Below are 25,583 nucleotides of genomic sequence, written 5' to 3' on the forward strand. Positions count from 1 at the left end.
AAACTCAACTCAACGACACACACCCCAACAAACCCCCGCGGCCGGCCCCGCCGACCGAGGCACGTTCTGTCAGCCGCGCACACAGCGTGGCCGGTTGTACGGCTTTCGGTTGTGCCTTGGATGTCCAGTCCGGCCGCGGTGGACTGGGGGGTGGGGGGGGCGGGGCCTTTCCGGGACCGTGGGCGCCATGGATGGCGCCGACGACCCCCCATGGATGGGTTCACGGCGTGTCCCGAAAGGGCCCCGCCCCCGCAGGCCGTGCAAGATCAACGCGAGCCGACCCACATCGAAGGCCAACACACCCAACAAACACCACAGCAGCCCAAACAAAAAGGGCGGCCAACGGCCGCCCCACAAAAAAACCCCCACCCTCTTACGCCACATAAACCGTCTTGACGTTGGTGAACTCATGAATCCCGTGCTCAGCCAACTCCCGCCCAAACCCTGACCGCTTGGTCCCGCCGAACGGCAGCCGCACATCACTCTTCACGATCGCGTTGACGAAAGCCGCCCCGCATTCCAGCTGCTGCGCCACCCGCTCGCCGCGCGCCGCATCGCCGGTCCATACGCTGCCACCGAGCCCGTACGTCGTGTCGTTCGCCACCCGTACCGCCTCGGCCTCGTCGGACACCCGCAGGATCGCCGCCACCGGCCCGAACAACTCCTCGTCGTAGGCCGGCATCCCCGGCCCCACCGCATCAAGGATCGTCGCCGGATACGCCGCATTCGTCCCCGCCACCGGCTCGCCACCCAGCAGCACCTTCGCGCCCTTCCCCACGCTCGCCTTCACCTGCTTGTGCAGCTCGTCGCGCAGGTCCGCCCGCGCCATCGGCGCCAGCGTCACGTCCTCGCGCTGCGGATCGCCCGCTACCCGCTTGCCGGCCGCCGCCACGAACTTCTCCACGAACGCATCGGCAATCGGCGCCACCACGATGAAACGCTTCGCCGCGATGCACGTCTGCCCCGCGTTGTCGAAGCGCGACTTCACCGCCGCCGCCACCGTCTTGTCCAGGTCCGCATCATCCAGCACCACGAACGCATCGCTGCCGCCCAGCTCCATCACGCTCTTCTTCAGCTGCTCGCCCGCATTGCCGGCAATCGACCGCCCCGCCCGCTCGCTGCCGGTCAACGTCACCGCCACCACGCGCGGATCGCGCAACACCTCGGCGGCCTGGTCGTTGTCGATATGCAGCACGTCGAACACGCCCGCCGGGAAGCCCGCCTCGTCCAGCACCGATTTGATCGCATCCGCGCAACGCGGCACGTTGCTCGCATGCTTGAGCAACGCCACGTTGCCAGCCATCAAACCCGGGGCGAGGAAGCGGAACACCTGCCAGATCGGGAAATTCCACGGCATCACCGCGAACACGCAGCCGATGGGCTCATAGCGCACGTAGCTGCGCTGCGCCTCGGTACGGATCTCCTTCGGCTGCAGGTATTCGGCGGCATGGTCGGCGTAGTACGCGCAGGCCTGCGCGCACTTGTCGATTTCCGCCAATGCCTCCACGCGCAGCTTGCCCATTTCGGCGGTCATCACGCGCTGGATGTCCTCGCGGCGACGCGTCAAGGCTTCGCCCGCCTTGCGCAGCAGCGCAGCGCGCTCGTCGAGCGGACGCGCCGCCCAGGTGGGAAATGCCTTGGAAGCCGCCGCCAGGCGCTGCTCGATCGCCGCGGCGTCCATCAGCTGCACCGTGTGTTCGGACTGGCCGGTGTGGGGGTTGATCGTCTCGTAGCTGGACATCGGAAGGCTCCACGGAATTCAGGCCGCCATGGTAGTCCGCGACGGGTAGTGGCGATGTCAGGGGAGCATTGCAGGGGTGGAACGCTGCGGCGCGGGGCGGTGCGACGATGCGCCGCGCTGGCACCCGCCCCGTGCCTCTTGCACTAACGGCCTCAGCTGTTGTCCTGAAGCGCCAGCTGCATGTCCCGCTGCCGGCGCTTCTCGCTACGTGCCATGAGCCACCAGCCCACCACCGCCGCCAGCGATACCGCCAGGACCATGATCGTCGCCAGCGCGTTGATCTTCGGGCTGATGCCCAGGCGCACCGAGGAGAACACCTTCATCGGCAACGTAGTCGAACTCGGCCCGGCCACGAAGCTGGCGATCACCACGTCGTCCAGCGACAGCGTGAACGCCAGCAGCCAGCCCGAGACCAGCGCCGGGGCGATGATCGGCAGCGTGATCAGGAAGAACACCTTCAGCCGGTTCGCGCCCAGGTCCATCGCCGCCTCTTCCAGCGAGCGGTCCAGTTCCTGCAGCCGCGAGGACACCACCACCGTCACGAACGAGATGGTGAAGGTGACATGCGCCACCCAGATCGCCATCACGCCCTTCGGCGCGATGCCCAGGATGCCGCCCATCGACACCAGCATCAGCAGGATCGACAAACCGATGATCACCTCCGGCATCACCAGCGGCGCGGTGATCAACGCGCCGAACAGCGTCTTGCCGGGGAAGCGCCGCATGCGCGTCATCACCAGCGCGGCCATCGTGCCGATCACCATCGAGGCGGTCGCCGTCCAGAACGCCACGCGCAGGCTGATCCACGCCGCATCCAGCATCTGCCGGTCGCGCAGCAGTTCGCCGTACCACTTGGTCGAGAAGCCCGCCCAGACCGTGGCCAGCCGCGAGGAATTGAACGAATAGACGACCAGCAGCAGGATCGGCAGGTAGAGGAAGGCGAAGCCGAACACCAGCACCGACCAGCCCATCACCTTGCCGCCGCGATCGCCGATCATGACAACCTCCCTTCGAGGTCGCGCTGCTGGTAGCGGTTGAAGATCAGGATCGGCACCAGCAGCAGGAGCAGCATCACGATCGCCACGGCGGAAGCCGCCGGCCAGTCGCGGTTGTTGAAGAACTCGCCCCACAGCACCCGGCCGATCATCAGCGTGTCCGGGCCGCCGAGCATCTCCGGAATCACGAACTCGCCCACCGCCGGGATCATCACCAGCATGCACCCGGCGATGATGCCGCTGCGCGACATCGGCAAGGTGATGGTGAGGAAGGCCTTCCACGGGCGCGCGCCCAGGTCGTAGGCGGCTTCGAGCAGGCGCCGGTCGAGCTTCACCAGCGTGGCATACAGCGGCAGCACCATGAACGGCAGGTAGCAGTAGACGATGCCGATATAGGCCGCCAGCGGGGTATAGAGGATGCGCAGCGGCTCGTCGATGAGCCCGATGCCCATGAGCGCGCGGTTGAGCAGGCCGTTGCTGTCGAGGATGCCGATCCACGCGTACACGCGGATCAGGAACGAGGTCCACGAAGGCAGCACCACCAGCATCATCGCCACGTTGCGCGCGGCCGGCGACATGCGCGCGATCACGTACGCCATCGGGTAGCCGACCAGCAGCGCCAGCACGGTGGAGATCGCCGCGATCTTGATCGAACTCAGGTAGGCGGCGATGTACTGGCTGTCGGTCAGCAGGTTGAGGTAGTTGCCGAGGTTGAGCTTGAGGTGGAACGCGTTGTCCACGTACTCCAGGATCGGCGTGTACGGCGGCATGGCGATGGCCAGCCGCGAGAAGGAGATCTTCAGCACGATCAGGAACGGGATCGCGAAGAACACGATCAGCCACAGGTACGGCGGCGCGATCACGCCCCAGCGCGCGCCCGGCAGCCAGCGCTTGAGCGGGGCCAGGTTCATGAGGTGAGCACCACGCCGTCGTTCTCGCCCCACCCCACCCACACCTCGTCGCCCCAGGTCATGCCTTCGCTGGCCCAGCGCTGCTGGTTGGTGAAGTTGGCCATGAGCTTGAAACCGCTGGGCAGGCGCACGTGGTACACCGAGTGGCTGCCGAAATAGGCGATGTCCTCGATGGTGCCGCGCGCCTTGTTGTACGGGTGCGCCGGCTCTTCCTTGCCGATGAGCAGCTTCTCCGGGCGCACCGCGAAGGACACCTGCTGGCCCTCGAAGCCGGTGATGCCATGGCCGATGTAGATCGGCACGGGCAGTACCTCGGTCTTCAAGGTCACGTACTCGGGCAGGTCCTCGTCGATGACGCCGTCGATCAGGTTCACCGAGCCGATGAACTCGGCGGCGAAGCGATTGGCGGGCTGTTCGTAGATGTCGTCCGGCTTGCCGACCTGCTGGATCCAGCCCTGGTCCATCAGCGCGATGCGGGTGGCTATGGTCATGGCCTCTTCCTGGTCGTGGGTCACCATCACGCAGGTGACGCCGGAGGTCTCGATGATGTTGACCAGTTCCAGCTGCATGCGCGAGCGCAGCTTCTTGTCCAGCGCGCCCATCGGTTCGTCGAGCAGGAGCAGCTTGGGCCCCTTGGCCAGCGAACGCGCCAGCGCCACGCGCTGCTGCTGGCCGCCGGACAGCTGGTGCGGCTTGCGCTTGCCGAGCTTGCCCAGCTGCACCAGTTCCAGCATCTCGCCCACGCGCTTGCGCACCGCATCGCGCGAAAGACCGTCCTGCTTCAGGCCGAAGGCGATGTTCTGCTCCACCGTCATGTGCGGGAACAGCGCGTAGGACTGGAACATCATGTTGATCGGCCGCTCGTAGGGCGGCAGCTCGTTCATCACCTGCCCGTCCAGAACGATGCGGCCCTTGGTGGGCTTCTCGAAACCGGCCAGGCAGCGCAGCAGCGTGGACTTGCCGCTGCCCGAGCCGCCGAGCAGCGCGAAAATCTCGCCCTTGCGGATCTGCAGGTTGACGTCGTCGACGGCGACGAAGCCGTCGAACTCCTTGCGCACGTCCTGGATGGAGAGATAACCCTCGTCGCCCTGGGGCGGAACGGGAGCTCGCTCGGGCTTGGCGTCGATCGGTGCCATCGGATCCCTCTGCAGTGGAACAACATTGCGCTGGCCACGCTCTCCCTCGCGCCCGCGCCCGGCGGCATGATCGCAGATGCCGCGGGCGGGGTCACGGGCAGGCGAACCGCGCCGAACACCGGCGCGGTTCGGCGCGTCATTGGCCCGTCTTCAGCTCCGTCCAGAGCCGCGTGTACAGGCGATCCACTTCCGGCGGCATGATCTTCAGGCCGAACAGCCTGGCCTGCACTTCCGGCGGCGGGTAGATCGTCTTGTTGTCGCGAATGGCCGCGTCGATCAGCGGCGTGGCCGTCGTCACCGGGTTGGGATAGCTGACGAAGTTGGTGTTCGCCGCCGCCACTTCGGGGCGCAACAGGTAGTTGATGAAGGCGTGGGCGTTGTCCGGATGCACGGCGTCCTTGGGAATGGCCAGCATGTCGAAGAACTGCAGCGCGCCCTCCTTCGGAATCGAATAGGCGATGTGTACGCCGTTGTCGGCTTCATCCGCGCGGTCGCGCGCCTGCAGCACGTCGCCCGACCAGCCCACCGCCAGGCAGACGTTGCCCTTGGCCAGGCCATCGATGTACTGCGAGGAGTGGAAGTTGCGGATGTACGGGCGGATGCCGCGCAGCACCTTCACCGCACGCAGGATCACCGCCGGGTCGGTGCTGTTCGGGTCTTCGCCCAGGTAGTGCAGCACCGTCGGGATGATCTCCGAAGGCGTATCGAGGATCGTGACGCCGCAGTCCTTGAGCTTGGCCAGGTTCTCCGGCTTGAACACCAGGTCCCAGCTGTTGACCACGTCCTCGGTGCCGAACGCCGCCTTGATCTTGTCGATGTTGTAGCCGATGCCGGTGGTGCCCCACAGATACGGCACGGCGTACTTGTTCCCCGGATCCTGCTGGGCGATGCGCGCCATCATCGCCGGGTCGAGATTGGCGAGGTTGGGGATCTTCGACTTATCCAGCGGCTGGAACACGCCCGCCTGGATCTGCCGCCCGAGGAAACTCAGCGACGGCACCACCACGTCGTAGCCACTGCCACCGGCCAGCAGCTTGGCCTCCAGCAGTTCGTTGCTGTCGAACACGTCGTAGACAACCTTGACCCCGGTCGCCTGCTCGAAACCGGGCACGGTGCCGGCGGCGATGTAGTCCGACCAGTTGTAGACGTTGAGTTCCTTCGCCTCGGCCGCCGCCGGCTTGCCGCTGCCGTCGTGGCCGCCCCGGTTGTCGCCGTCGCGGCCGCAGCCGCCCACCCCCATTACCACCACCGCAAACGCCAGCATCCATCCACTCGCGTGCTTCATCGTGGCCTCCGAGGCCGCCCTTCGGGCGGCGGTGACGGGCGCTGCACAGGCGGCACCCGGTGTTGCCCTCCCCTATCGACGTCCGCGCGCTCTGCCGGCGCGTCGGAGAATTGCTTCATCGGCCGCGACCGCCTCCCGACGGCCGCGATGCCTGCATTGCGCGCTTAGCGGCCGGTCTTGATCTCCGTCCACAGCCGCGTGTACAGCTTGTCCACTTCCGGCGGGTTGATCGAATAGGTGAACATCTTCGCCGCCACGTCGGCCGGCGGGTAGATGGTCGGGTCGTTGCGGATGTCCTCCGACACCAGCGGCGTCGCCTTCGGCACCGGGTTGGCGTAGTGGATGAAGTTGGTGTTGGCCGCCGCCACTTCCGGCTGCAGCAGGTAGTTGATGAACGCGTACGCGTTCTCCGGGTGCGGCGCATCCTTCGGAATGGCCAGCATGTCGAACCACTGCGGCGCGCCTTCCTTCGGGATCGAATAGGCGATGTTCACGCCGTTCTTGGCTTCCTCGGCGCGGTCGCGGGCCTGGATGATGTCGCCCGACCAGCCCACCGCCAGGCAGGTGCTGCCGTTGGCCAGCGAGGTCACGTACTGGCTGGAGTGGAAGTTCTGCACGTAAGGGCGGATCTTCTTGATGAGATCGGCGGCCTGCTGGATCTGCGCCGGATCCTGGCTGTGCGGATCAAGCTTGAGGTAGTTCAGCGCGATCGGGATCAGGTCCGACGGCGTATCGAGGATGGTGACGCCGCAGTCCTTGAGCTTGGCGAGGTTCTCCGGCTTGAACACCAGGTCCCAGCTGTTGGCGATGTCGGTGCTGCCGAAGGCGGCCTTCACCTTGTCCACGTTGTAGCCGATGCCGGTGGTGCCGATCATGTACGGCACGCCGTACTTGTTGTCCGGATCCTGCTGGGCGATGCGCTTCATCACCTCCGGGTCCAGGTTGGCCAGGTTCGGGATCTTGCTCTTGTCCAGCGGCAGGAACACGCCGGCCTGGATCTGCCGGCCGAAGAAGTTCAGCGTCGGCACCACGAGGTCGTAGCCGCTGCTGCCGGCCAGCAACTTGGTCTCCACCATCTCGTCGCTGTCGAAGGTGTCGTAGACGACCTTGATGCCGCTGGCCTTCTCGAAGTTCGGGATGGTGTCCTCGGCGATGTAGTCCGAGTAGTTGTAGACGTTGAGCACCTTCTCCTTCGCCGCGCCGGCATCGCCGGTCTTGGCCGCGTCGGCGCTCTGTTCACCCTTGCCGCCACAGGCGGCCAGCAGGGTGGAAGCAAGGGTCAGGGTGAGGATGCGCAGCTTCATCGAAGGTCTCCAGGGAGCCACGGGAGGATGGCGGTGGGGGACGTCAGGGCGAACCCGCCCAGCGTACCCAGCGCCGGCCTATTTGCCCAGCGCCTGCGCGCACTCGTCCAGCGCCTTCCAGGCCTTGTCGAACAGTTCGTCCACCTGCAGCCGGGTGATGACCAGCGGCGGCGAGAGCAGCATGGCGTCGTAGGTGGCGCGCAGGATCAACCCGTGGCGCAGCGCGATGTCGCGGCACAGCGCGCCGACCTTGCCGCGACCGGGGAAATACTCGCCGCGGCGGCGCTTGTCCGGCACCAGCTCCAGCGCCCCCATCAGCCCGGCGATGCGCGCCTCGCCGACCAGCCGGTGTTCGCCCAGCTCGGCCCAGCGCGTGGCCAGGTAGGGGGCGATATCCACGCGGGCGTGCTCGACCACGCGCTCGTCGCGCAGGATGCGCAGGTTCTCCAGCGCCACCGCCGCGCACACCGGGTGCCCCGAATAGGTGCAGCCATGCGCCAGCTCCCCGCCCTGCGCGGCCAGCACGCCGGCGACGCGGTCGTTGAAGATCGCCGCGCCCAGCGGGATGTAACCGGAGGTGATGCCCTTGGCGATGGTCATCACGTCGGGCTGGAAACCGAAATACTGCGAGCCGAACCACTCGCCGGTGCGGCCGAAGCCGCAGATCACTTCGTCGGCCACCAGCAGCACGTCGTACTTGCGGCAGATACGCTCGATCTCCGGCCAGTAGCTGCGCGGCGGGATGTACACGCCGATGGCGCCCATGATCGGCTCGCCGATGAACGCGGCCACGCGCTCCGGGCCCAGTTCGAGGATCTTGTCCTCCAGCCGCCGCGCGGCCAGCAGGCCGTATTCCTCCGGGTCCATGTCACCGGCATCGCCGAACGGATACGGCGGGTCGATGTGGTGGATGTCGGGAATCGGCAGGCCGCCCTGCTTGTGCATGCCCTTCATGCCGCCGAGGCTGGCCCCGGCCATGGTGGTGCCGTGGTAGCCGTCATGGCGGCCGATGAAGATGTTCTTCCGCGGCTGGTCCTGCACCGCCCAGAAGTGGCGCACCAGGCGCAGGATGGTGTCGTTGGCTTCCGAGCCGGAATTGGTGAAGAAGGCATGGTTGAGATCGCCCGGCGTGAGTTCGGCGATCTCCGCGGCCAGGCGGATCGTCGGCTCGGTCGTGCACTGGAAGAAGCTGTTGTAGTACGCCAGCGTGCGCATCTGCGTGGCCGCCGCATCGCCCAGTTCGGCGCGGCCGTAGCCGATGTTCACGCACCACAGCCCGGCGAAGGCATCCAGCAGCTTGTGGCCTTCGGCATCCCACACGTAACAGCCCTCGCCGCGGGTGAGGATGCGCGTGCCCTTGGCGGCGAGCGCGGCATTGTCGTTGAACGGGTGCAGGTGGTGCGCCGCGTCCAGGTGCTGCAGGTGTTCGAGGGTCTTGTGGTCCATGGCGGGGTCCCGGGCGGCAGGCGTCAGACGTTCAACAGCAGGAACTCGCGCTCCCACGAACTGATGACGCGGAAGAACGTCTCGTATTCCTTGCGCTTGACCGAGATGTAGGCGCGCACGAAACGCGGGCCGAGCATGGCCTGCAGTGGTTCGCAGCCTTCCAGGTCGTCCAGCGCCTCGCCGAGCGAGCGCGGCAGGTCGTAGCCTTCTTCCTTGCCGCTGCCGACGAAGGCCGGCGTGGGTTCGAGCTTCTCGCGGATGCCCAGCAGCCCGCAGGCCAGCGTGGCGGCCATGGCCAGGTACGGGTTGGCGTCGGAACCGGCGAAGCGGCTCTCCACGCGCATGTTCTCCGGCGTGTCGATCGGCACGCGCAGCCCGCAGGTGCGATTGTCGAAGCCCCACAGCACGTTGCTCGGCGAGACCTCGCCGAACACCAGGCGCCGGTAGGAATTCACGTTCGGCGCGAAGAACGCCATCGCCATCGGCACGTATTTCTGCAGGCCACCGAGGTAATGCAGGAAGGTCTGGCTCAGGCCGTCGTGCAGCTTGCCGCTGAAGACATTGCGGCCCTTGGCATCGAGCAGGCTCTGGTGGATGTGCATCGCACTGCCCGGCTCGGTCTCCATCGGCTTGGCCAGGAAGGTGGCGTAGACGCCGTGGCGCATCGCCGCCTCGCGCATGGTGCGCTTGAACAGGAACACCTGGTCGGCGCGCGAGAGCGCGTCGGCATGGGTGAAGTTGACCTCCAGCTGCGCGGCGCCGGATTCGTGGATCAGCGTATCCACGTCCAGCTCCATCGCATCGCAGTAGTCGTACATCAGGTCGAGGATGGGGTCGAACTCGTTGACCGCGTCGATGGAGTACGACTGCCGCGCGGTTTCCGCGCGTCCCGAACGGCCGGCCGGCGGCAGCAACGGGAAATCCGGGTCGGTGTTCTTCTGCACCAGGAAGAATTCCAGCTCCGGCGCGACCACCGGCTGCAAGCCGGCTTCCGCGTAGCCGGCGAGCACGCGGCGCAGCACGTTGCGCGGAGCCAGCTCGTGCGGCTGGCCGTCGCGGGTATAGCAATCGTGGATGACCTGCGCGGTCGGGTCGGCCGCCCACGGCACCATGCGCACGGTGTCCGGGTCCGGGCGCAGCTGCATGTCCGAATCCGAAGGCGAGGTCAGCTCGTAATAGTCGTCGGGGTAGTCGCCGGTGACGGTGGTGGCGAAGATGCCTTCGGGCAGGCGCGTGCCGTAATCGTGCGAAAACTTGTCGGCCGGAATGATCTTGCCGCGCGCATTGCCGGTGATGTCCGGCACCAGGCATTCGACCTCGGTGATGTGGCGCTCCTTGAGCCAGCGCCGCAGCGAGCTTTCGGCCTGTTCGGGAACGTTCTTGCGCGAGCGGGAGCGGACGGTGGTCATGGCGGGGAGAGGGACCGTTGGGTGGCGTAGCGGCGACAGGCGTCGCCGAAGGCACGGAAGATGCCGAGATAGAAGGGGTTGTCGCGCACCCGCCATTCCGGGTGCCATTGCACGGCGAGCAGGAAGCCCGGGCCGGGGCCGCGGAAGGCTTCGATCAGGCCATCGGGCGAAACGGCTTCGACGATCATGCCTTCGGCCAGCCGTTCGATACCCTGCCCGTGCAGCGAATTCACGCGCACCGATTCACCGCCGGCGATGCCCGCCAGCCAGCCACCGGCCGCCAGTTGCAGCGCGTGCGCCGGGCCGTACTGCACTTCCAGCGCGGCTTCGACGTCCTCGCGGTGGTCGGCCAGGCCGGCCACCTCGTGCACCTTGGCATGCAGGCTGCCGCCGAGGGCGACGTTGACCTCCTGCAACCCGCGGCAGATCGCCAGCACCGGCACGCCACGCGCGAGCGCGGCGGGAATCAGCGGCAGGGTGTTGGCGTCGCGCGCCGGGTCGTGCGGGTTGCCTTCCCAGCTCGGGCCGCCGGCGTAATGATGGGGTTCGATATTGCTGACCGCGCCGGTGAGCAGCAGGCCGTCGAGGCGGTCCAGCCAGCCTTCGGCCGGCACCGCCGGTTGCAGGGAAGGCAGCAGGACGGGGGTCGCGTCCGCCCCTTCGACCACGGCGCGCACGTACTTCTCGCCGACGGCAAGGAAGGGATGCGGGCCGATGATCTTGCGGTCGGAAGGCAGGCCGACCAGCGGAGGGAGGGCCATGCGAGTTGCTCGTTCTGGCTTGCCGGCAACTTACCCCGGGCGTTTTATTTTTACAACAACGCGCAGGCCCGCCGCGCGCGGCCGCCCCGCAAACCGGCCCCCTGCCCGCCTGGCGTGCCGCCATGCGTTGAGTATTCTTGACGCCCGTTCCCCTCTGCTAAGCTCGACCCGACCCCCGATGGCACCGCCCATGGCCGACGATCCCGCTTCGCCGTTGCCCGCCCAGGATGCCCGCGCGCTCGCCCTGATCGACGGCTGCGAGCAGGTCGACCTGCTGCTGTGCGACACCAACGGCCTGCTGCGCGGCAAGCGCATCACCCGCGAGGCGCTGGAGAAGGTCTACCTCAACGGCGTGTGCCTGCCGATGTCGCTGATCGCCACCGACATCACCGGCAACACGGTGGAGGAAACCGGCCTGGGCTACGACATCGGCGACGAGGACCGCATCTGCCGGCCCGTGCCCGGTTCGCTGCGACCGGTGCCGTGGGCGACGCGGCCCAGCGCGCAGCTGCTGCTGTCGATGGAGGATGGCGCCGGCGGCGTGTTCGAGGTGGCTCCGCGCGCGGTGCTCGACCGCGTGCTGAAGGGCTTCACCGCGCGCGGCTGGACGCCGGTGGTGGCGGTGGAGCTGGAGTTCTACCTGTTCGACGCCGCGCCCGATGCGCGCGGTCGCCCGCAAACCCCGCGCGACCCGCACAGCGGCCTGCGCAGCGACAGCACGCAGGTCTACTACCTGCAGGAGCTGGACGAGCACCGCGAATTCATCGATGCCGTGGCCGCCGCGTGTCGCGCGCAGGGCATTCCCGCCGACACCGCCGTGGCCGAATACGCGCCGGGCCAGTTCGAGATCAACCTGCTGCATCGCGCCGACGCGATGGCGGCCTGCGACGACGCGATCCTGCTCAAGCGCACCATCAAGGCCATCGCCCAGCAGCAGGGCAAGCTCGCCAGCTTCATGGCCAAGCCGTTCGCCGAACAGGCCGGCAGCGGCTTGCACCTGCATGTGAGCGTGCTCGATGCGCAGGGCCGCAACCTGTTCGACGGCACGCCCGAGGCCCCCGCCGACGCGCTGCTGCATGGGGTGGCCGGCCTGCAGCAAGCCGCGGCCTCCTCGCTGCTGCTGTTCGCCCCGCACGCCAACAGCTACCGCCGCTTCGTGCCCAATGCCTTCGTGCCGCTCAACGACAGCTGGGGCTTCAACAACCGCACGGTGGCGCTGCGCATCCCGCACAGCGACGCGCGCAATACGCGCATCGAACACCGCATCGCCGGCGCGGATGCCAACCCGTACCTGGTCACCGCCGCGGTACTGGCCGGCCTTCTGGACGGCCTGCTCGCGCAACAGGCGCCGGGCCCGGCCACCACCGGCAACGCTTACGCCCAGATCGAAGCGGCCACCCCCTCGTGGCGCGGCGCCATAGAGGCGTTCCTGCAGGACGACTTCATCGCCCGCCACTTTGGCGAGCGCTTCCGCCACATCTACGGCCAGCAGAAGCGCCGCGAGATGCTCGACTTCCACACCCAGGTCCCCGACCTGGACTACGCCTGGTACCTGCGGACCGTGTGATGGCCCCCGACGGCGCCCGCGGCTATCCCCCCAGCTGGTATGCCGCCAGCGCGACGCCCCTGCCCGCGCAGCCGACGTTGCGCGGCGTGCAGCAGTGCGACGTGGCGGTGCTCGGCGCTGGCTACACCGGGCTCACCGCCGCGCTGGCGCTGGCCGAGGCCGGGCATCGGGTGATCGTGCTGGAGGCCGAGCGTGTCGGCTGGGGCGCCTCCGGGCGCAATGGGGGGCAGGCGATCGTTGGCTATGGCTGCGAGCAGTCCACGCTGGAAGGGCTGCTGGGCGAGGCCGAAGCACGCGTGCTGTTCGACCTCTCACGCGAAGGCATGGCCCAACTGCGCGCGCGCATCGAGCGCCATCGCATCGATTGCCACTGGCGCGACGGCTACGCGCATGTCCCGCTGAAAGCCCGCCAGGCGCGTGCGCTGCGCACGGACATCGTCGAGATGGCGCAGCGCTACGACTACCCGCTGCAATGGTGGAGCCGCGAGCAGCTGCGCGCGCACCTCGGCAGCGACCTGTACCTCGGCGCCGTGTACGACGCCGCCAGCGGCCACCTGCATCCCCTCGCCTATGCGCTGGGCCTGGCCGAGGCGGCCATGGCCGCCGGCGTGGTGATCCACGAATACTCGCCGGTGCGGCGGCTGGTGAAGGGCGCCCGGCCCGTGCTGCATGCGCCGCAAGGCGAAGTGCATGCCGACTTCGTGGTGGTGGCCGGCAATGCGTGGCTGCATGGCGTGGCGCCGGCGCTGGAAGCGCGGATCATGCCGGTGGGCACCTACATCGGCGCCACGCCGGTGCTCGGCGCCGAACTTGCGCAAACGCTGATCGGCAACGGCATGGCCGTCTCCGATGCGAACTGGGCGCTGGACTATTTCCGCCTCAGCCACGACCACCGCCTGCTGTTCGGCGGACGCGCGAGCTATTCCTCGCTGCCGCCGCCGGGCCTGCGCGGGCTGATGCAGCGGCGCATGGAGCGGGTGTTCCCGCAGCTGCGTGGCGTCGGCTTCGATTACCTGTGGGGCGGGTACGTGGACATCACCCGCAACCGCGCGCCGGACTGGGGCCGGCTGGATGACAACGTGTATTACGCGCAGGGCTTCTCCGGGCATGGCGTGGCGGCGAGCGGCCTGGCCGGGCAGCTGATCGCCGAGGCGATCAGCGGGCAATCGCACCGGCTGGATGCGTTCGCGCGGATCCAGCACCGGCCGTTCCCCGGCGGGCGGATGCTGCGCACGCCGATGCTGGTGGCGGCGATGAGCTGGTACCGGCTGCGTGATGCGCTGTGGTGAGGCCGCCGCGGTGACGGCGGCCTCCTGCACCGTTATTGCGGATACCAGAACACTTCCTGCGACATCGCCGGGCGCAGCCGCGCGGCGTAGCGCCCGCCGAGATAACGCCGCAGGCCGCCATCGGTGAGGTAGTTGGTCATCGCGCCGAACGCCATGGCCTGGTCGAGCAGCAACATGCACTGGCTCACCGCGCCGGTGCCGACGTCCACGCTGTCGCGGAAACCGTACCGGTCGTCGTGGAGCTTCGGGAAATTCGCGCGCAGCTTGCGCAGGTTCGCCAGCGCGGCGGTGGGCTGCAGTTCGATCGGCAGGAAGACCGCGTGCGGCGTCACCACCGCGCCGCCGCGCGCGGCTTCGTTCTCGCCCAGCGCCGAATAGCCCCCGATGCCCAACGGCGGCGCGCCGTACTCGGTGTAGCCGCGCGTGGCCGGAATCATCGCGGGCGAGAAGCCCCAGTAGCCGTAGTTGTCCAGGCCATAGCGCACCTGGGCTGCGGCCATCTGCGGGTGCGAGCGGCCCCAGGCCTCCGGTGCCCATTGGGTCTCCGGGATCAGGATCGCCGGCAGGAAGCTTTCGAACATGCTGCCGCCCCAGGTCGGCATCACCCGGTAGTTGCCGTAGGTGACGGTGTGCTCGTAGACGCGCACGCCCTCGTAGGTGCGGAACTGCGCGGCGTTGTCCTGCCCGCGCCACCACGGCCAGCGCTCGACGCGGAAATACTGCGAGGCCGGCACGTGCCCTTCGCCGATGGCGAGGTAGGAGATGAAGCGCGCCTCGGTCAGCAGGTCGTAGGTGCCGTTGGAGAAGGCGCGATCGTCCAGGTCGTAGTTGTTGTAGAACTGGCCCTTGTCCGCATTGAGCAGCGTGGCGAAATTCATCTTCGCCAGCAGCGCCTCGGCGCGCGGCTTCAGGGCCGGCGTGGATTCGGCGATCAGTGCCAGGCCGGCGGCCAGCCAGGCGTTGTCCACGGAGGAGATGGTGCCCCCGTCGATGCGCGGGCCGTCCACCTTGGCCGCCCAGGCCAGCATGCCGCCCGGCGCGCCGGCGGCCGCGGCCTGGTCCTGCAGGGTGGCGATGGCATCGAGCAGCGGCAGCAGCTTCTGCCGCGCCGCAGCCTCGCTGATCAACCCCAAATCGCGCGCGCCCAGCACGCTCCACACGTAGGCGCCGATGTTGGCGATGAAGGTGTAGTCCGTGCGCGAGACGCTGCCGTCGTCCTCGAAACAGAGCTTGTCGGAGGGCAGCGCCCTGCCGGTATCGAACAGCTCGATCGCGCTCCACATGCGCTCGGCATGGGCGCGCACTTCCTGGCGCTCCCGCTGGGCCTGGCGCTGCGCGGGGCTCAGCACGGGCCGGACGGCGCCCTGGCGCCGGCGCCAGGCCGGGTCCGGCAGCACGGCGGGCGTGGCGCGGCGGCGGTCTTCGGGAACGGGGGCACGCGGGCTGGACGCCAGGGTAGCGGCGAGGCCGGCCACGGACAGGGCCAGCAGGCCCGGCGCCAGCAGGCGGCGCGCGGTGGAACGGATGGGGGTCATGCGGAACTCCAGGGTCGAAACGGGTACGCCAGCGGCGCGGGGGCCCACGACACCACGGGCCCCGTACGCCCGGCCATGCGACGTATCTACCGCCCGCGCGGCCCCCGGCAGGATCGATTTCGTGAAGTGGCTCAAGTTTTTCCGGTACCCGCCGCTACCTCTGGCGACTCCCTCCGTGCGCCTCCCGGATCCATGTCTGCCACCGCCAACGTCCGCCCCTACGACGACGGTAGTTCCCTCCCCCAGCGGATCCTGCTGGTGGAAAACTCGCGCACCTTCACCACGCTGCTGCGCGAGGCCATCGAGCAGCGCGTGGAGCTGCCGGTCACGGTGGTCTCCACCCTGGCCGAGGCGGCGCGCGTGCTGGACGAGGAGCAGGGCTGGTTCCTGGCGCTGACCGGCCTGGTGCTGGTCGATGGCGACCGCGACCAGGTGGTGGAGTTCTTCACTTCCCGCAACCTGCCCACCGTGGTGGTGAGCGGCGTCTACGACGAGGACCTGCGCCGCCGCGTGCTGCAGCAGCAGATCATCGACTACGTGGTGAAGAACGCGCCGGGCAGCATCGATTACCTGGCCTGGCTGGTGCAGCGCCTGGAGCGCAACCGCCGCATCTCGGCGCTGGTAGTGGACGATTCGCTCTCCGCGCGCACCTATGCCGCCAGCCTGCTGCAGATGTACGGCTACCGCGTGGTCGCCGCGGCCGACGGCGCCGCCGGCCTGCAGGCGATCGAGCAGGACCCGAGCATCCGCCTGGCCATCGTGGACCAGGAGATGCCCGGCATGGAGGGCGTGGAGTTCACCCGCCGCCTGCGCGGGCTGCGCAGCCGCGACAAGGTGGCGGTGATCGGCATCTCCGGCAACACCGACGCCTCGCTGATTCCGCGCTTCCTGAAGAACGGCGCCAACGACTTCCTGCGCAAGCCGTTCTCGCGCGAGGAATTCTTCTGCCGCGTTTCGCAGAACATCGACCAGCTCGAACTGATCGGCACGCTGCAGGACCTGGCCACGCGCGACTACCTCACCGGCCTGCCGAACCGCCGCCACTTCCTGGAACAGAGCCAGCGTACGCTGCCGCGCCTGCTGGCCGAGCGCCAGAGCGTGACCGCGGCGATGCTGGACATCGACCACTTCAAGCACATCAACGACACCTGGGGCCACGAGGCCGGCGACGATGCGCTGCGCGCCGTGGCCAATGCCGTGGGCGCGCACGCGCGGCCGCAGGACCTGGCCGCGCGCTTCGGCGGCGAGGAATTCTGCCTGCTGGTGCCGGGCCTGGACCCGGCCGGCGCGGTGGAATATTTCGAGGACTTGCGCCAGCGCATCGAAGCGCTGCGCGTGCCGGTCGGCGGGCAGGAGCTGCGCATGACCGCCAGCATCGGCTTCTGCACCGCCCGTCGCCATGACGAATCCCTGCACCACCTGCTGGGCGAGGCGGACAAGCACCTCTACCTGGCCAAGGCCGCCGGCCGCAACCGCCTGAGCTACGCGATGCCGTCGGGCGCCGCCGCCGCGTAATCACCGCCGCCCGCCCTGCGCCCGCGCGCGCAGGGACGCCTTGATCCGGATCAAGGCCACGCTTTCGTCGCACCGCCATGCTGACCCCGCTCACAGAAGAAGGGGAAGGACGATGGCGCTGCTGACCTGGCAGGAAGAACTCAACTCCGGCATCGAGGTGATCGATCACCAGCACCAGCGCATCGTGGAGATGATCAACCACCTGCACGTGGCGCGGCACAGCCTGGAGCCGATGGCGGTGGCCGAGGTGATCGACGAACTGGTGGACTACACGCTCTCGCACTTCGCCTTCGAGGAGGAGTTGATGGAGGAAGCGGGCTACCCGTTCTGCGCGGCGCACAAGCGCGTGCACGAGGTATTCGGCAAGCGGGTGATGGAGTATCGGCTACGGTTCGCCGCCGGCGAGGATATCGCCGACGAGCTGCGCGCGATGCTGGCGCGGTGGTTGTTCAACCATATCCGCGGGGACGACCAGGCCTATGCCGAGACAGTGAAGCGGCATCTCAACCGGTTCACGCGGGAGCATGAGGAAGGACGGTGGTTGACGCGGACGTTGCGGCGGTTGTTTGGGTGAACTGAATCACTAGGCGAACACCGCGCTCCGGGATCATCGAAGGATGATTCCAAGGAAGAACAAAATTAGTGCAATAGGCATGGTTCTATACATGACCCGCACAGTGCCAAACCGCTTGACGACCTCGGCATCGAAGCCCTTGGCCTGAAGCGATTTATCCCAGATCAGGCTGACTGTCGTGCGGGATTCGTAAAGATTGAGCGGATCGTTACGTGGGGTGCCCCCTGACGAGAAGTAGTCCGGATTCTGCTTCTCGGCCATCCGGTAGGCCCGCCTGGCGGCAAACACCGCGACCATGGCATAGAGCCAGGAAGACCACATGAGGATCTCGCCCAGGGCGGAGGTCATGACTGGCACTCCTTGCCTACTCCGCTCAAGTAGAAGTCTATGGGGATGAGCTCGACGGCCCAGCCGCTCTCCTCGCCCAGCGTCGCGGCCGGATGCAGGGAGGCGACTCGCAGCGCTTCCTCGCGACTCTCGGCCTCGATAATGAAAAGGCCGCCGATGAGCTCTTTGGACTCCGTGTAGGGGCCGTCGACGACCTGCGTCTTGCCATCTCGGGGCAGCAGCGTGCGCCAGCCGTCGAGGTCGCCAAGCGATGCGGACACCACCACGCTACCCGTCGCGCGCATCTTTTCGTCCAGCGCGGGGCATTGGCTGACGAGGGCCTTGACCTCTTCCGGGGTCATGGCGGCCATCTTTTCGGGGGTGAAGTAGGCGAGGCCTAGGTATTTCATGGGTGATCCTGAAGTTGGGATACCTGGACGACGAAGATAGCCGTCAATAATCGACAGGTGGCTCTACAAGCCAACCGGTCAAATGCAGCGAAGACCGGAGTCAGCCAAAAGCGGGCGTTGGCTAGCGCGCCGGCGGCGCGACGCGCAACGGATGCGATGGATTGTCGCGAATGAAATCTTCCACCTCGGACAACCGACTCGGCAGCGGCGGGCCATCAGCGCTGCGATAGCTATCGAAGCGGAAGCCCGCGTCGAACAGGGCTTCGACTTTCGCCCACTGCTCGATGTCCTTGGCGGGTGGGGCCTTGAATGATCGACCCATTGAGCGAAGTTGCTCGCCGCAGTTCGGACATGTGGCAGAGAAATCCGAACGCGGTGCAACCTTGAAGCTCTTGCGGCAACGGAAGCAGGCATGAGCAATCAGGTATTGAGGGCTTGGCATGCGATCCACCTATGAGCCAAAAGAGCGTCCGATTTCGGCCAGAATCGGACGCCTAGCAGAGCCATGAATGCGTCTATTAGCGTGCATCTCGTCCGTCAAGATGCGCCGCAATGAGGTCGATATACTTACCCGTGAAATCGCGAGCTACGTCGCCTGACGCAACAGCTCGGAGAAAGGTGGCCGGAAGCTCATCGGCCCCGATCTCGGCAACAGGCTCCTTTATCCGAGTCAACCGGATGGTCCGTTCGGCCTCGACTTGGACTGGCGTATGACGCGCATAGGCGATGCCCTTGTCGTTGTAAAAAGCGAGCTTCTTCAGGGTGCGCAACAGCGTCGCTTCTTTTCCGCAGGACCACATTGCAAACGATGTCCGCCTCAGGTCGAGATCGAACATTATCGTTTGCCCAGCATCCTGTCACTAGCTCCGGCACCGACCAGAGAAGTGTCTCCGCGACGCTTTGGCCATGCCTTAACCAATCACTGCGTCGCCTTTTATCAAAGCATCGCCAAACATGACGCCTGACAATTCGGTAGCGGCGGCGGCCAGCCGCATCTCAGCGGGAAGATCCATAAGCGTCGCTGGACGCAACGGTCGGGCTTGCAACTCGTAGCACCTCAACGCACCAAATGCGGATCGATGCACATCTGGCCAGTCATAGGCGAAGAATCCGCGCTTCGCGAAAGCGACAAAATCGTCTGGACGCGAAACATCCGCCACGAGGTGGTATCCACATGATTCTGGCAGGGACTCGATAGCCGGCCCCACCAAATCGACGGACGCGAATGCAGTAGCTGGAAGCGGCCCCTCGCCTCCCGTGGTGAAAACAGCCAGCTGCCCGGAAGCATCGACCGCCATCCAGGCCACGTCCAGACCCGCAAACCTGCCTTCATGCATCGCGATGCTTCCGCTCCCCATCATCATTTCCCAGCCCACGGTATCGATCATCACCCGACCTGCACCTAAAGTGGCATCCCTCGATGCGACCCCGTCTTATGGGACAGAGAATGCCCAACAACTTGGCTATCCGCGCGGAGGATGTCGCAAAACGCCTGCCCTGTAAGCCGTCAGGCCCGCACTATGGCGAAACCCAATGCGTGGTGCTTATGACACGATCAGATTCGTCTAGCCCCACCAACCAAGCCTCAACACCGGGGAACAGCGGAAACTCCCACCATAGGCGGGTAACGCAGGGCGTAACGCACCCATCTGTAGCGTAAAGCAGGTAAGGCTCCCCTGCGCGCTCGCGAACACGTGGCTGCCCAAGCCGATCTATGACCGATACCGCAGGGTCGCCAACTTCAATCGCTGCCAATTGCTCGTTGCGGCGACTGGCCTGGATCGAGCAAGCCAAGACCAAGACCAAGATTGCGGCTGTCAGGATCAGGCTTGAGATTGCGACGACCTTTTTCATGCGGCCCAAAGCGCTAGCTGATCCGAACCGCGACGCGGCTTCAACTTGAATGAGCTATTCGGTTGCGCTTGCCCGAAATCCCCACAAGATCTTGCAGACGATCTCCGGATCAATCTGAGCGTGGTAGTTGAAGTGGAGGCGAAGCAAATCTCCTTTGTGGTCAAGCCCATCGAAGCTCGAACGGCCGAGCATTCTGGGCTCCGCCCACTGCTGAGCAACAATGGCCACGGGCACACTGGACATGACGGACCAAGCTGCTTGGCCACCCGCGATCTTCGGCAAGTAACCGGACCGGGCAATGCTTCGAACAATCTCCCGCAAATCGGCCCCATCCGGAACGGACAGCAACTCCGAATTTGGAGCATTGACGTCATCGCCTGCCGCTACACTTCCACGGGACACGTATATATCCATAGGCAATCCACCTTGTATTCGCCGGGTTCCCATGCTCCGGATTGCGCGACTTTTCCAATGCAAAACGATATGCCTACGGCTTGGCCAACCACCGATCTCGCAACGCCGATGCAGGGCTAAGCCTTCCCACCCGCGCTCAAATACCTCCGCGAAACCACCAACGCGCCCAGACTGATCGCAGCCGCCACCGCCAAATAAGCCCCCACCGCCGCCAACCCATACCGCTCCGCCAGCGTAGTCGCAATATAAGGCGCCGGCGCCGCCCCCAGGATCCCGGCCAGGTTGAACGACAGCGATGCCCCCGTATACCGCACCTGCACCGGGTACAGCTGGGACAGCAGCGTCCCGCACGGCCCGTAGGTCAGGCCCATGAAGAAGAACCCCACCGCCAGGAACACGAGGACGCGCAACGCGTCGCCCGCCACGAACAGCGGCGCGAAGCACAGCCCGAAGGCGATGATGCAGGCACTCGCGATAATCATCGCCGGCGCGGTGCCGCCGCGATCTCCCCAGCGTGCCGACACCGGGATGCCCAGCGCGAAGAACACGATGCCGGCCATCTGCAGCAGCAGGAATTCTTCCTTCGGATACCCCAGCTTCGCCGTGCCGTGGCCCAGCGCCCACACCGTCATCAGGTAGAACAGCGCGAAGGTGGCAAACGTCGCCAGCGTGCCCAGGACCACTTCGGCGGCGTGCCGCGAGAACACCGTGCGCAGCGGCAGGCGCACGCGCTCGGCGCGGTCGATGGCGCGCTGGAAATCCGGCGTCTCGGTGATGCTCAGCCGCACCCACAGGCCGACCAGCACGAGCAATGCGCTGGCAATGAAAGGAATGCGCCAGCCCCAGGCGATGAACTGCGCATCGCTGAGCACGCCGCCCAGCAGCAGGAAGGTCGAGGTGGAGAGCAGGAAACCCAGCGGCGCGCCGAACTGCGGGAACATGCCGTACCAGGCGCGCTTGCCCGGCGGCGCGTTCTCCGTCGCCAGCAGCACCGCCCCACCCCATTCCCCGCCCAGGCCCAAGCCCTGGCCGAAGCGGCACAGCGCCAGCAACGCGGGCGCCCATACGCCGATCTGCGCATAGCCCGGCAGCAGGCCGATGGTCACCGTGGAAATGCCCATCGTCAGCAGCGCGGCCACCAGCGTGGCCTTGCGGCCGATGCGGTCGCCGAAGTGGCCGAACACCGCCGAGCCCACCGGGCGCGCGATGAAGGCCACGGCGAAGGTCGCCAGCGATTGCAGCCGCGCGGCACTGGCATCGCCGGCCGGGAAGAACAAGGTCGGGAACACCAACACCGCGGCGGTGGCGTAGATGTAGAAATCGAAGAACTCGATCGTGGTGCCGACCAGGCTGGCCAGCAGTACCCGCCGCGTGGAATTGGCGGGCGGGGCGGAAACGGCAGCAACGCTCATGGATGATTCGATACGGAACGATCGCCGGATTCTGTCAGATAGGGGACCACCCTGCCCGCTACGGTTGCTTTCGCAACCATCGCCGGCGGCTCAGGCCAGGTTGATCCAGGTGGCTTTCATCTCGGTGTACTTGTCGAAAGCGTGCAGTGATTTGTCGCGGCCATTGCCGGACTGCTTGTAACCCCCGAACGGCGCGGTCATGTCGCCGCCGTCCCAGTAGTTCACCCAGACGCTGCCTGCGCGCAGCGCGCGGGCCACGCGATGGGCGCGCGAGATGTCGCGCGTCCACACGCCGGCGGCCAGGCCGTACTCGCTGTCGTTGGCGATGCGCAGCGCCTGCGCCTCGTCTTCGAAGGCCATCACCGCCAGCACCGGCCCGAAGATTTCCTCGCGGGCGATGGCGTGGGCCGGGTCCACTTCATCGAACACGGTCGGCTCGACGTAGCTGCCACCTTCCACCACCTCGGCGCGCTGCCCGCCGAGCAACAGGCGCGCGCCTTCCGCGCTGCCCTTGGCGATGTAGTCGAGCACGCGGCCGGTCTGGGTCTCATCCACCAGCGCACCCATGGCCGCGTCCGGGTCGAACGGATGACGCGGCTGCATGCGCCGGCCGGCGGCCACCACGCGGGCGACGAACTCGTCCTTGATCGACCGCTCCACCAGCAGCCGCGAAGCGGCCGTGCACACCTCGCCCTGGTTGTAGAAGATCGCGCTGGCGGCGGCTTCGGCGGCGCGGTCCAGGTCCGGCGCATCGGCGAACACCAGGTTCGGGCTCTTGCCGCCGCATTCCATGTAGGCGCGTTTCATATTCGACAGCCCGGCGCACTGCAGCAGGCGCCGGCCCACGGCGGTGGAACCGGTGAACACCAGCCCGTCCACGTCCATGTGCAGCGCCAGCGGCTCGCCCGCGCCCTTGCCGAAGCCCGGCACCACGTTGAACACGCCATCCGGAATACCCGCCTCGGCGGCCAGCGCGGCGACGCGGATCGCGCTCAGCGGGGACTTCTCCGAAGGCTTCAGCACCACCGAATTGCCCGCGGCCAGCGCCGGGGCGATCTTCCAGCTGGCCATCAGCAGCGGGAAATTCCACGGCACGATGGCGCCCACCACGCCGAGCGGTTCGCGGGTGATCAGCCCGAGTTCGTCGATCCCGGTGGGCGCGACTTCGCCATACACCTTGTCGATCGCCTCGGCCGTCCAGTTCAAGCAGCGCACGCTGGCGGCGATATCCACGCTGCGCGCATCGCGCACCGGCTTGCCCATGTCCAGCGATTCCAGCAGCGCCAGCTCGTCCGCATGCGCTTCCACCAATTGGGCGAACTTCTGCAGCGTGCGCTTGCGATGCACTGGCGTGGCGCGCGACCACGCACCCGCCTCGAAGCTGCGGCGCGCGGCGGCGACCGCGCGATTGATGTCCTCTTCCCCGCCCTCGGCCACCTGGCCGAGCACGCGGCCATCGATCGGGCTGCGGCATTCGAAGGTCGCGCCGCTGGCCGCGTCCACGTAGCGCCCGTCAATGAAGGCGCGCGTTTCCGGGCGCAGCGTGTCGGCCAGGGCCTGCCAGTCTTCTCGGGTCTTGGGCGTGCGCATGGCGTGTCTCCGGGTCGGGGTTCAGAACGTGGCCGGGGTATTGGCGCTGACGATCACCGCCTCGTCCTCGCCGATATTGCGGAAGCGATGCGGCACGCGGCTTTCGAAATAGTAGGCCTCGCCCGCGCGCAGCACGCGCACCTGGTGGCCCACGGTGACTTCCACGGTGCCGGCGACGATGACGCCGCCCTCCTCGCCTTCGTGGTTGAGCATGCTCTCGCCGGTGTCGCTGCCGGGCGGCATCACTTCGCGCAGGATGCACATGCGCCGCTGCGGGCGGCGCTGGCCGACGAGGTAGTAATGGATGCCGTCGTTGCCCACGTCGGGCTGTTCGCCCGCGGCGTAGAACGGGGTATCGGCGGCGATCTCCAGGTCGTGGGTGAAGAAGTCCGCCAGCGAGATCGGGATGCCGTCGAGCACCTTCTTCAGCGAGGCCACCGAGGGGCTGACCTTGTTCTGCTCGATCAGCGAGATCGTGCTGTTGGTGACCCCGACGCGCTTGGCCAGCTCACGCTGGCTCAGGCCGCGCCCGGTGCGCACCAGTTGCAGGCGTGCTCCGATATCCATTGCCTTGTGGGTCGATCCCGGGCCTGTCGTGTTGCGGATACTTTACACACCGACGCCCCGGGCCGCGCAACCCGCCGTCCGGGCCCGGGCTGGTGTAAAGTTTTTTCAACGACCCGCCGGCCCGGCCGGCTTACCGGGAGCACGTCATGGGCAGTGATTCCACGCATCGCGCCGAGGGCGAGTACGCCCGCCAGTCGCTGCAGGCGCCGGCCTCGATGGAGGCGTTCTGGATGCCGTTCACCGCCAACCGCCAGTTCAAGGCGCGCCCGCGCCTGCTGGCTTCGGCGCAGGGCATGTACTACCGCGACGTGGAGGGGCGGCAGATCCTCGATGGCGCCGCGGGCCTGTGGTGCTGCAACGCGGGGCACGCGCGCGAACGCATCGTCGGGGCGATCCAGCAGCAGGCGGCCACCCTGGATTTCGCGCCCACCTTCCAGATGGGCTCGCCGCTGCCGTTCGTGCTCGCCGAGCGGCTGGCGGAGATTGCCCCGCCCGGGCTGCAGCACGTGTTCTTCACCAACTCCGGCTCGGAGGCGGTGGACAGCGCAATGAAGATTGCCCTGGCCTACCACCGCGCACGCGGCGAAGGGCAGCGCACCAAGTTCATCGGGCGCGAGAAGGCGTACCACGGCGTGGGCTTCGGTGGCATGTCGATCGGCGGGCTGCCGAACAACCGCAAGTGGTTCGGGCCGCTGCTGGCCGGCGTGGACCACCTGCGCCACACGCTGGACCTGCAGCGCAACGCGTTCACGCCCGGCCTGCCGAAGCACGGCGTGGAGCTGGCAGAGGACCTGGAGCGGCTGATCGCGCTGCACGATGCCTCGACCATCGCGGCGGTGTTCGTCGAACCGATCAGTGGCTCGGCCGGCGTGGTGCTGCCGCCGGAAGGTTATTTGCAGCGGCTGCGCGAGATCTGCGACCGCCACGGCATCCTGCTGGTGTTCGACGAGGTGATCACCGGCTTCGGCCGCGTCGGCAAGGCGTTTGCCGCGCAGCGCTTCGGCGTCACGCCAGACCTGATGACCACCGCCAAGGGCCTCACCAACGGCAGCGTGCCGATGGGCGCGGTGTTCGTCGCCGATGCGGTGCACGAGACGTTCATGCACGGGCCACCGGGTGCCATCGAGTTTTTCCACGGGTATACGTACTCCGGCCATCCGCTGGCCTGCGCGGCGGCACTGGCGACGCTGGATACCTATGCCGAAGAGCAGCTGTTCGAGCGTGCCATCGAACTGGCCGGCCATTGGGAGCGGGCGATCCAGTCGCTGAAGGGGGCGCCGAACGTGATCGACCTGCGCAACTTCGGGTTGATTGGCGCCATCGAACTGGCGCCACGCGAAGGCGCGCCGGGTGCGCGCGGTTACGAGGTGTTCGAGCGCGCCTTCCATGAAGGCGACCTGCTGGTGCGCGTCACCGGCGACACCATCGCGCTTTCGCCCCCACTGATCATCGAACCGGCGCAGATCGAGCGCATCGTCAACGTGCTGGGCGAGACGATCCGGAAAGTGGAATGACCGCGCTGCACGAACGCATCATCGCCG

At 67.1% G+C, this 25,583-nt stretch carries 25 protein-coding genes; 6 read left to right on the forward strand and 19 right to left on the reverse strand.

Going from position 1 to position 25,583, the window contains the following annotated elements; genetic code table 11:
• Positions 1-373: 373 nt before the first annotated feature.
• From ARC20_RS05940 to ARC20_RS05980, 9 genes are all read right to left on the reverse strand, one after another.
• On the reverse strand, positions 374-1,741 hold the full coding sequence (locus tag ARC20_RS05940) for an NAD-dependent succinate-semialdehyde dehydrogenase (RefSeq protein ID WP_057645793.1): 1,368 nt from the start codon (positions 1,739-1,741) through the stop codon (positions 374-376).
• 152 nt (positions 1,742-1,893) lie between these two features.
• Positions 1,894-2,739, reverse strand: a complete 846-nt coding sequence (locus ARC20_RS05945) for an ABC transporter permease subunit (RefSeq protein ID WP_057645794.1) — start codon at positions 2,737-2,739, stop codon at positions 1,894-1,896.
• A complete protein-coding gene (locus ARC20_RS05950) occupies positions 2,736-3,647 on the reverse strand; it encodes an ABC transporter permease subunit (RefSeq protein WP_057645796.1) in 912 nt (303 codons plus the stop codon). Before ARC20_RS05950 ends, ARC20_RS05945 begins: the two co-directional genes overlap by 4 nt.
• The gene (locus tag ARC20_RS05955; RefSeq protein ID WP_057645798.1) at positions 3,644-4,783 is read right to left on the reverse strand and encodes an ABC transporter ATP-binding protein; all 1,140 of its coding nucleotides are present in this window, start codon (positions 4,781-4,783) and stop codon (positions 3,644-3,646) included. Before ARC20_RS05955 ends, ARC20_RS05950 begins: the two co-directional genes overlap by 4 nt.
• A 136-nt stretch (positions 4,784-4,919) precedes the next feature.
• Positions 4,920-6,068: an extracellular solute-binding protein gene (locus tag ARC20_RS05960; protein WP_081418056.1), complete on the reverse strand. Its 1,149-nt coding sequence runs from the start codon at positions 6,066-6,068 to the stop codon at positions 4,920-4,922.
• A gap of 164 nt (positions 6,069-6,232) precedes the next feature.
• The gene (locus ARC20_RS05965) at positions 6,233-7,372 is read right to left on the reverse strand and encodes a polyamine ABC transporter substrate-binding protein (protein WP_057645800.1); all 1,140 of its coding nucleotides are present in this window, start codon (positions 7,370-7,372) and stop codon (positions 6,233-6,235) included.
• A 78-nt stretch (positions 7,373-7,450) separates the two neighbouring features.
• Positions 7,451-8,818: an aspartate aminotransferase family protein gene (locus ARC20_RS05970; protein ID WP_057645802.1), complete on the reverse strand. Its 1,368-nt coding sequence runs from the start codon at positions 8,816-8,818 to the stop codon at positions 7,451-7,453.
• 23 nt (positions 8,819-8,841) lie between these two features.
• Complete coding sequence (locus ARC20_RS05975) at positions 8,842-10,227, reverse strand: glutamine synthetase family protein (protein ID WP_057645804.1); 1,386 nt, start codon at positions 10,225-10,227, stop codon at positions 8,842-8,844.
• Positions 10,224-10,988 carry a gamma-glutamyl-gamma-aminobutyrate hydrolase family protein gene (locus tag ARC20_RS05980; protein WP_057645806.1) on the reverse strand — a complete coding sequence of 255 codons (765 nt, stop codon included), beginning with the start codon at positions 10,986-10,988 and terminating at the stop codon, positions 10,224-10,226. Before ARC20_RS05980 ends, ARC20_RS05975 begins: the two co-directional genes overlap by 4 nt.
• A gap of 190 nt (positions 10,989-11,178) precedes the next feature.
• Between ARC20_RS05980 and ARC20_RS05985 the strand changes: the two genes are divergently transcribed.
• Together ARC20_RS05985 and ARC20_RS05990 are read left to right on the forward strand one after the other, a co-directional pair.
• Positions 11,179-12,555: a glutamine synthetase family protein gene (locus ARC20_RS05985; protein ID WP_057645808.1), complete on the forward strand. Its 1,377-nt coding sequence runs from the start codon at positions 11,179-11,181 to the stop codon at positions 12,553-12,555.
• Complete coding sequence (locus ARC20_RS05990) at positions 12,555-13,844, forward strand: NAD(P)/FAD-dependent oxidoreductase (protein WP_057645810.1); 1,290 nt, start codon at positions 12,555-12,557, stop codon at positions 13,842-13,844. Before ARC20_RS05985 ends, ARC20_RS05990 begins: the two co-directional genes overlap by 1 nt.
• A gap of 32 nt (positions 13,845-13,876) precedes the next feature.
• On the opposite strand, the gene ARC20_RS05995 is transcribed toward ARC20_RS05990, so the two are convergent.
• A complete protein-coding gene (locus ARC20_RS05995) occupies positions 13,877-15,379 on the reverse strand; it encodes a glucoamylase family protein (protein ID WP_057645811.1) in 1,503 nt (500 codons plus the stop codon).
• A 192-nt stretch (positions 15,380-15,571) separates the two neighbouring features.
• Between ARC20_RS05995 and ARC20_RS06000 the strand changes: the two genes are divergently transcribed.
• Together ARC20_RS06000 and ARC20_RS06005 are read left to right on the forward strand one after the other, a co-directional pair.
• Positions 15,572-16,894 carry a diguanylate cyclase gene (locus ARC20_RS06000; RefSeq protein ID WP_057645813.1) on the forward strand — a complete coding sequence of 441 codons (1,323 nt, stop codon included), beginning with the start codon at positions 15,572-15,574 and terminating at the stop codon, positions 16,892-16,894.
• Between the two features lie 112 nt (positions 16,895-17,006).
• Complete coding sequence (locus tag ARC20_RS06005; RefSeq protein WP_057645815.1) at positions 17,007-17,468, forward strand: bacteriohemerythrin; 462 nt, start codon at positions 17,007-17,009, stop codon at positions 17,466-17,468.
• Between the two features lie 33 nt (positions 17,469-17,501).
• On the opposite strand, the gene ARC20_RS06010 is transcribed toward ARC20_RS06005, so the two are convergent.
• The 5 genes from ARC20_RS06010 to ARC20_RS06030 form a co-directional block, all read right to left on the reverse strand.
• Positions 17,502-17,816: a hypothetical protein gene (locus ARC20_RS06010; RefSeq protein WP_057645816.1), complete on the reverse strand. Its 315-nt coding sequence runs from the start codon at positions 17,814-17,816 to the stop codon at positions 17,502-17,504.
• The gene (locus tag ARC20_RS06015; protein ID WP_057645818.1) at positions 17,813-18,205 is read right to left on the reverse strand and encodes a YciI family protein; all 393 of its coding nucleotides are present in this window, start codon (positions 18,203-18,205) and stop codon (positions 17,813-17,815) included. Before ARC20_RS06015 ends, ARC20_RS06010 begins: the two co-directional genes overlap by 4 nt.
• Positions 18,206-18,326: 121 nt before the next feature.
• Positions 18,327-18,647: a hypothetical protein gene (locus ARC20_RS18205; RefSeq protein WP_146165870.1), complete on the reverse strand. Its 321-nt coding sequence runs from the start codon at positions 18,645-18,647 to the stop codon at positions 18,327-18,329.
• Between the two features lie 76 nt (positions 18,648-18,723).
• The gene (locus ARC20_RS06025; RefSeq protein WP_057645822.1) at positions 18,724-19,041 is read right to left on the reverse strand and encodes a hypothetical protein; all 318 of its coding nucleotides are present in this window, start codon (positions 19,039-19,041) and stop codon (positions 18,724-18,726) included.
• 75 nt (positions 19,042-19,116) lie between these two features.
• Positions 19,117-19,593 (reverse strand): hypothetical protein, encoded by a 477-nt coding sequence (locus tag ARC20_RS06030; RefSeq protein WP_057645825.1) that lies wholly within the window; start codon positions 19,591-19,593, stop codon positions 19,117-19,119.
• Positions 19,594-19,919: 326 nt separating this feature from the next.
• Between ARC20_RS06030 and ARC20_RS18210 the strand changes: the two genes are divergently transcribed.
• Positions 19,920-20,108, forward strand: coding sequence for a hypothetical protein (locus tag ARC20_RS18210; RefSeq protein ID WP_146165871.1), 189 nt, complete (start codon positions 19,920-19,922; stop codon positions 20,106-20,108).
• Between the two features lie 5 nt (positions 20,109-20,113).
• Here the strand turns inward: ARC20_RS18210 and ARC20_RS18215 are convergent, their stop codons facing one another.
• The 4 genes from ARC20_RS18215 to ARC20_RS06050 form a co-directional block, all read right to left on the reverse strand.
• Positions 20,114-20,473: a hypothetical protein gene (locus tag ARC20_RS18215; RefSeq protein ID WP_152983949.1), complete on the reverse strand. Its 360-nt coding sequence runs from the start codon at positions 20,471-20,473 to the stop codon at positions 20,114-20,116.
• 116 nt (positions 20,474-20,589) lie between these two features.
• Positions 20,590-21,885, reverse strand: coding sequence for an MFS transporter (locus ARC20_RS06040; RefSeq protein ID WP_057645830.1), 1,296 nt, complete (start codon positions 21,883-21,885; stop codon positions 20,590-20,592).
• Between the two features lie 90 nt (positions 21,886-21,975).
• Positions 21,976-23,475, reverse strand: coding sequence for an aldehyde dehydrogenase (locus ARC20_RS06045; protein ID WP_057645833.1), 1,500 nt, complete (start codon positions 23,473-23,475; stop codon positions 21,976-21,978).
• Positions 23,476-23,496: 21 nt separating this feature from the next.
• Positions 23,497-24,042 (reverse strand): cupin domain-containing protein, encoded by a 546-nt coding sequence (locus tag ARC20_RS06050; RefSeq protein ID WP_057645836.1) that lies wholly within the window; start codon positions 24,040-24,042, stop codon positions 23,497-23,499.
• Positions 24,043-24,188: 146 nt separating this feature from the next.
• On the opposite strand from ARC20_RS06050, the gene aptA reads away from it, so the two are divergent.
• Complete coding sequence (gene aptA, locus ARC20_RS06055) at positions 24,189-25,556, forward strand: omega-aminotransferase AptA (RefSeq protein ID WP_057645839.1); 1,368 nt, start codon at positions 24,189-24,191, stop codon at positions 25,554-25,556.
• The last annotated feature ends 27 nt before the right edge of the window (positions 25,557-25,583 follow it).

Source organism: Stenotrophomonas panacihumi (assembly GCF_001431645.1).
Lineage (GTDB): Bacteria > Pseudomonadota > Gammaproteobacteria > Xanthomonadales > Xanthomonadaceae > Stenotrophomonas_A > Stenotrophomonas_A panacihumi.

What these genes read in the sequence shown, in the direction of transcription:
- ARC20_RS05975 (WP_057645804.1), bottom strand. Translation starts at nt 10,227, where the DNA reads ATGACCACCGTCCGCTCCCGCTCGCGCAAGAACGTTCCCGAACAGGCC.
- ARC20_RS18205 (WP_146165870.1), bottom strand. Translation starts at nt 18,647, where the DNA reads ATGCCAAGCCCTCAATACCTGATTGCTCATGCCTGCTTCCGTTGCCGC.
- ARC20_RS05985 (WP_057645808.1), top strand. Translation starts at nt 11,179, where the DNA reads ATGGCCGACGATCCCGCTTCGCCGTTGCCCGCCCAGGATGCCCGCGCG.
- ARC20_RS05960 (WP_081418056.1), bottom strand. Translation starts at nt 6,068, where the DNA reads ATGAAGCACGCGAGTGGATGGATGCTGGCGTTTGCGGTGGTGGTAATG.
- ARC20_RS05990 (WP_057645810.1), top strand. Translation starts at nt 12,555, where the DNA reads ATGGCCCCCGACGGCGCCCGCGGCTATCCCCCCAGCTGGTATGCCGCC.
- ARC20_RS06010 (WP_057645816.1), bottom strand. Translation starts at nt 17,816, where the DNA reads ATGACCTCCGCCCTGGGCGAGATCCTCATGTGGTCTTCCTGGCTCTAT.
- ARC20_RS06005 (WP_057645815.1), top strand. Translation starts at nt 17,007, where the DNA reads ATGGCGCTGCTGACCTGGCAGGAAGAACTCAACTCCGGCATCGAGGTG.
- ARC20_RS05945 (WP_057645794.1), bottom strand. Translation starts at nt 2,739, where the DNA reads ATGATCGGCGATCGCGGCGGCAAGGTGATGGGCTGGTCGGTGCTGGTG.
- ARC20_RS05995 (WP_057645811.1), bottom strand. Translation starts at nt 15,379, where the DNA reads ATGACCCCCATCCGTTCCACCGCGCGCCGCCTGCTGGCGCCGGGCCTG.
- ARC20_RS05965 (WP_057645800.1), bottom strand. Translation starts at nt 7,372, where the DNA reads ATGAAGCTGCGCATCCTCACCCTGACCCTTGCTTCCACCCTGCTGGCC.
- ARC20_RS06045 (WP_057645833.1), bottom strand. Translation starts at nt 23,475, where the DNA reads ATGCGCACGCCCAAGACCCGAGAAGACTGGCAGGCCCTGGCCGACACG.
- ARC20_RS05955 (WP_057645798.1), bottom strand. Translation starts at nt 4,783, where the DNA reads ATGGCACCGATCGACGCCAAGCCCGAGCGAGCTCCCGTTCCGCCCCAG.
- ARC20_RS06030 (WP_057645825.1), bottom strand. Translation starts at nt 19,593, where the DNA reads ATGATCGATACCGTGGGCTGGGAAATGATGATGGGGAGCGGAAGCATC.
- ARC20_RS06015 (WP_057645818.1), bottom strand. Translation starts at nt 18,205, where the DNA reads ATGAAATACCTAGGCCTCGCCTACTTCACCCCCGAAAAGATGGCCGCC.
- ARC20_RS06050 (WP_057645836.1), bottom strand. Translation starts at nt 24,042, where the DNA reads ATGGATATCGGAGCACGCCTGCAACTGGTGCGCACCGGGCGCGGCCTG.
- ARC20_RS05940 (WP_057645793.1), bottom strand. Translation starts at nt 1,741, where the DNA reads ATGTCCAGCTACGAGACGATCAACCCCCACACCGGCCAGTCCGAACAC.
- ARC20_RS06040 (WP_057645830.1), bottom strand. Translation starts at nt 21,885, where the DNA reads ATGAGCGTTGCTGCCGTTTCCGCCCCGCCCGCCAATTCCACGCGGCGG.
- aptA (WP_057645839.1), top strand. Translation starts at nt 24,189, where the DNA reads ATGGGCAGTGATTCCACGCATCGCGCCGAGGGCGAGTACGCCCGCCAG.
- ARC20_RS06025 (WP_057645822.1), bottom strand. Translation starts at nt 19,041, where the DNA reads ATGTTCGATCTCGACCTGAGGCGGACATCGTTTGCAATGTGGTCCTGC.
- ARC20_RS05970 (WP_057645802.1), bottom strand. Translation starts at nt 8,818, where the DNA reads ATGGACCACAAGACCCTCGAACACCTGCAGCACCTGGACGCGGCGCAC.
- ARC20_RS05950 (WP_057645796.1), bottom strand. Translation starts at nt 3,647, where the DNA reads ATGAACCTGGCCCCGCTCAAGCGCTGGCTGCCGGGCGCGCGCTGGGGC.
- ARC20_RS06000 (WP_057645813.1), top strand. Translation starts at nt 15,572, where the DNA reads ATGTCTGCCACCGCCAACGTCCGCCCCTACGACGACGGTAGTTCCCTC.
- ARC20_RS18215 (WP_152983949.1), bottom strand. Translation starts at nt 20,473, where the DNA reads ATGGATATATACGTGTCCCGTGGAAGTGTAGCGGCAGGCGATGACGTC.
- ARC20_RS18210 (WP_146165871.1), top strand. Translation starts at nt 19,920, where the DNA reads ATGACCGATACCGCAGGGTCGCCAACTTCAATCGCTGCCAATTGCTCG.
- ARC20_RS05980 (WP_057645806.1), bottom strand. Translation starts at nt 10,988, where the DNA reads ATGGCCCTCCCTCCGCTGGTCGGCCTGCCTTCCGACCGCAAGATCATC.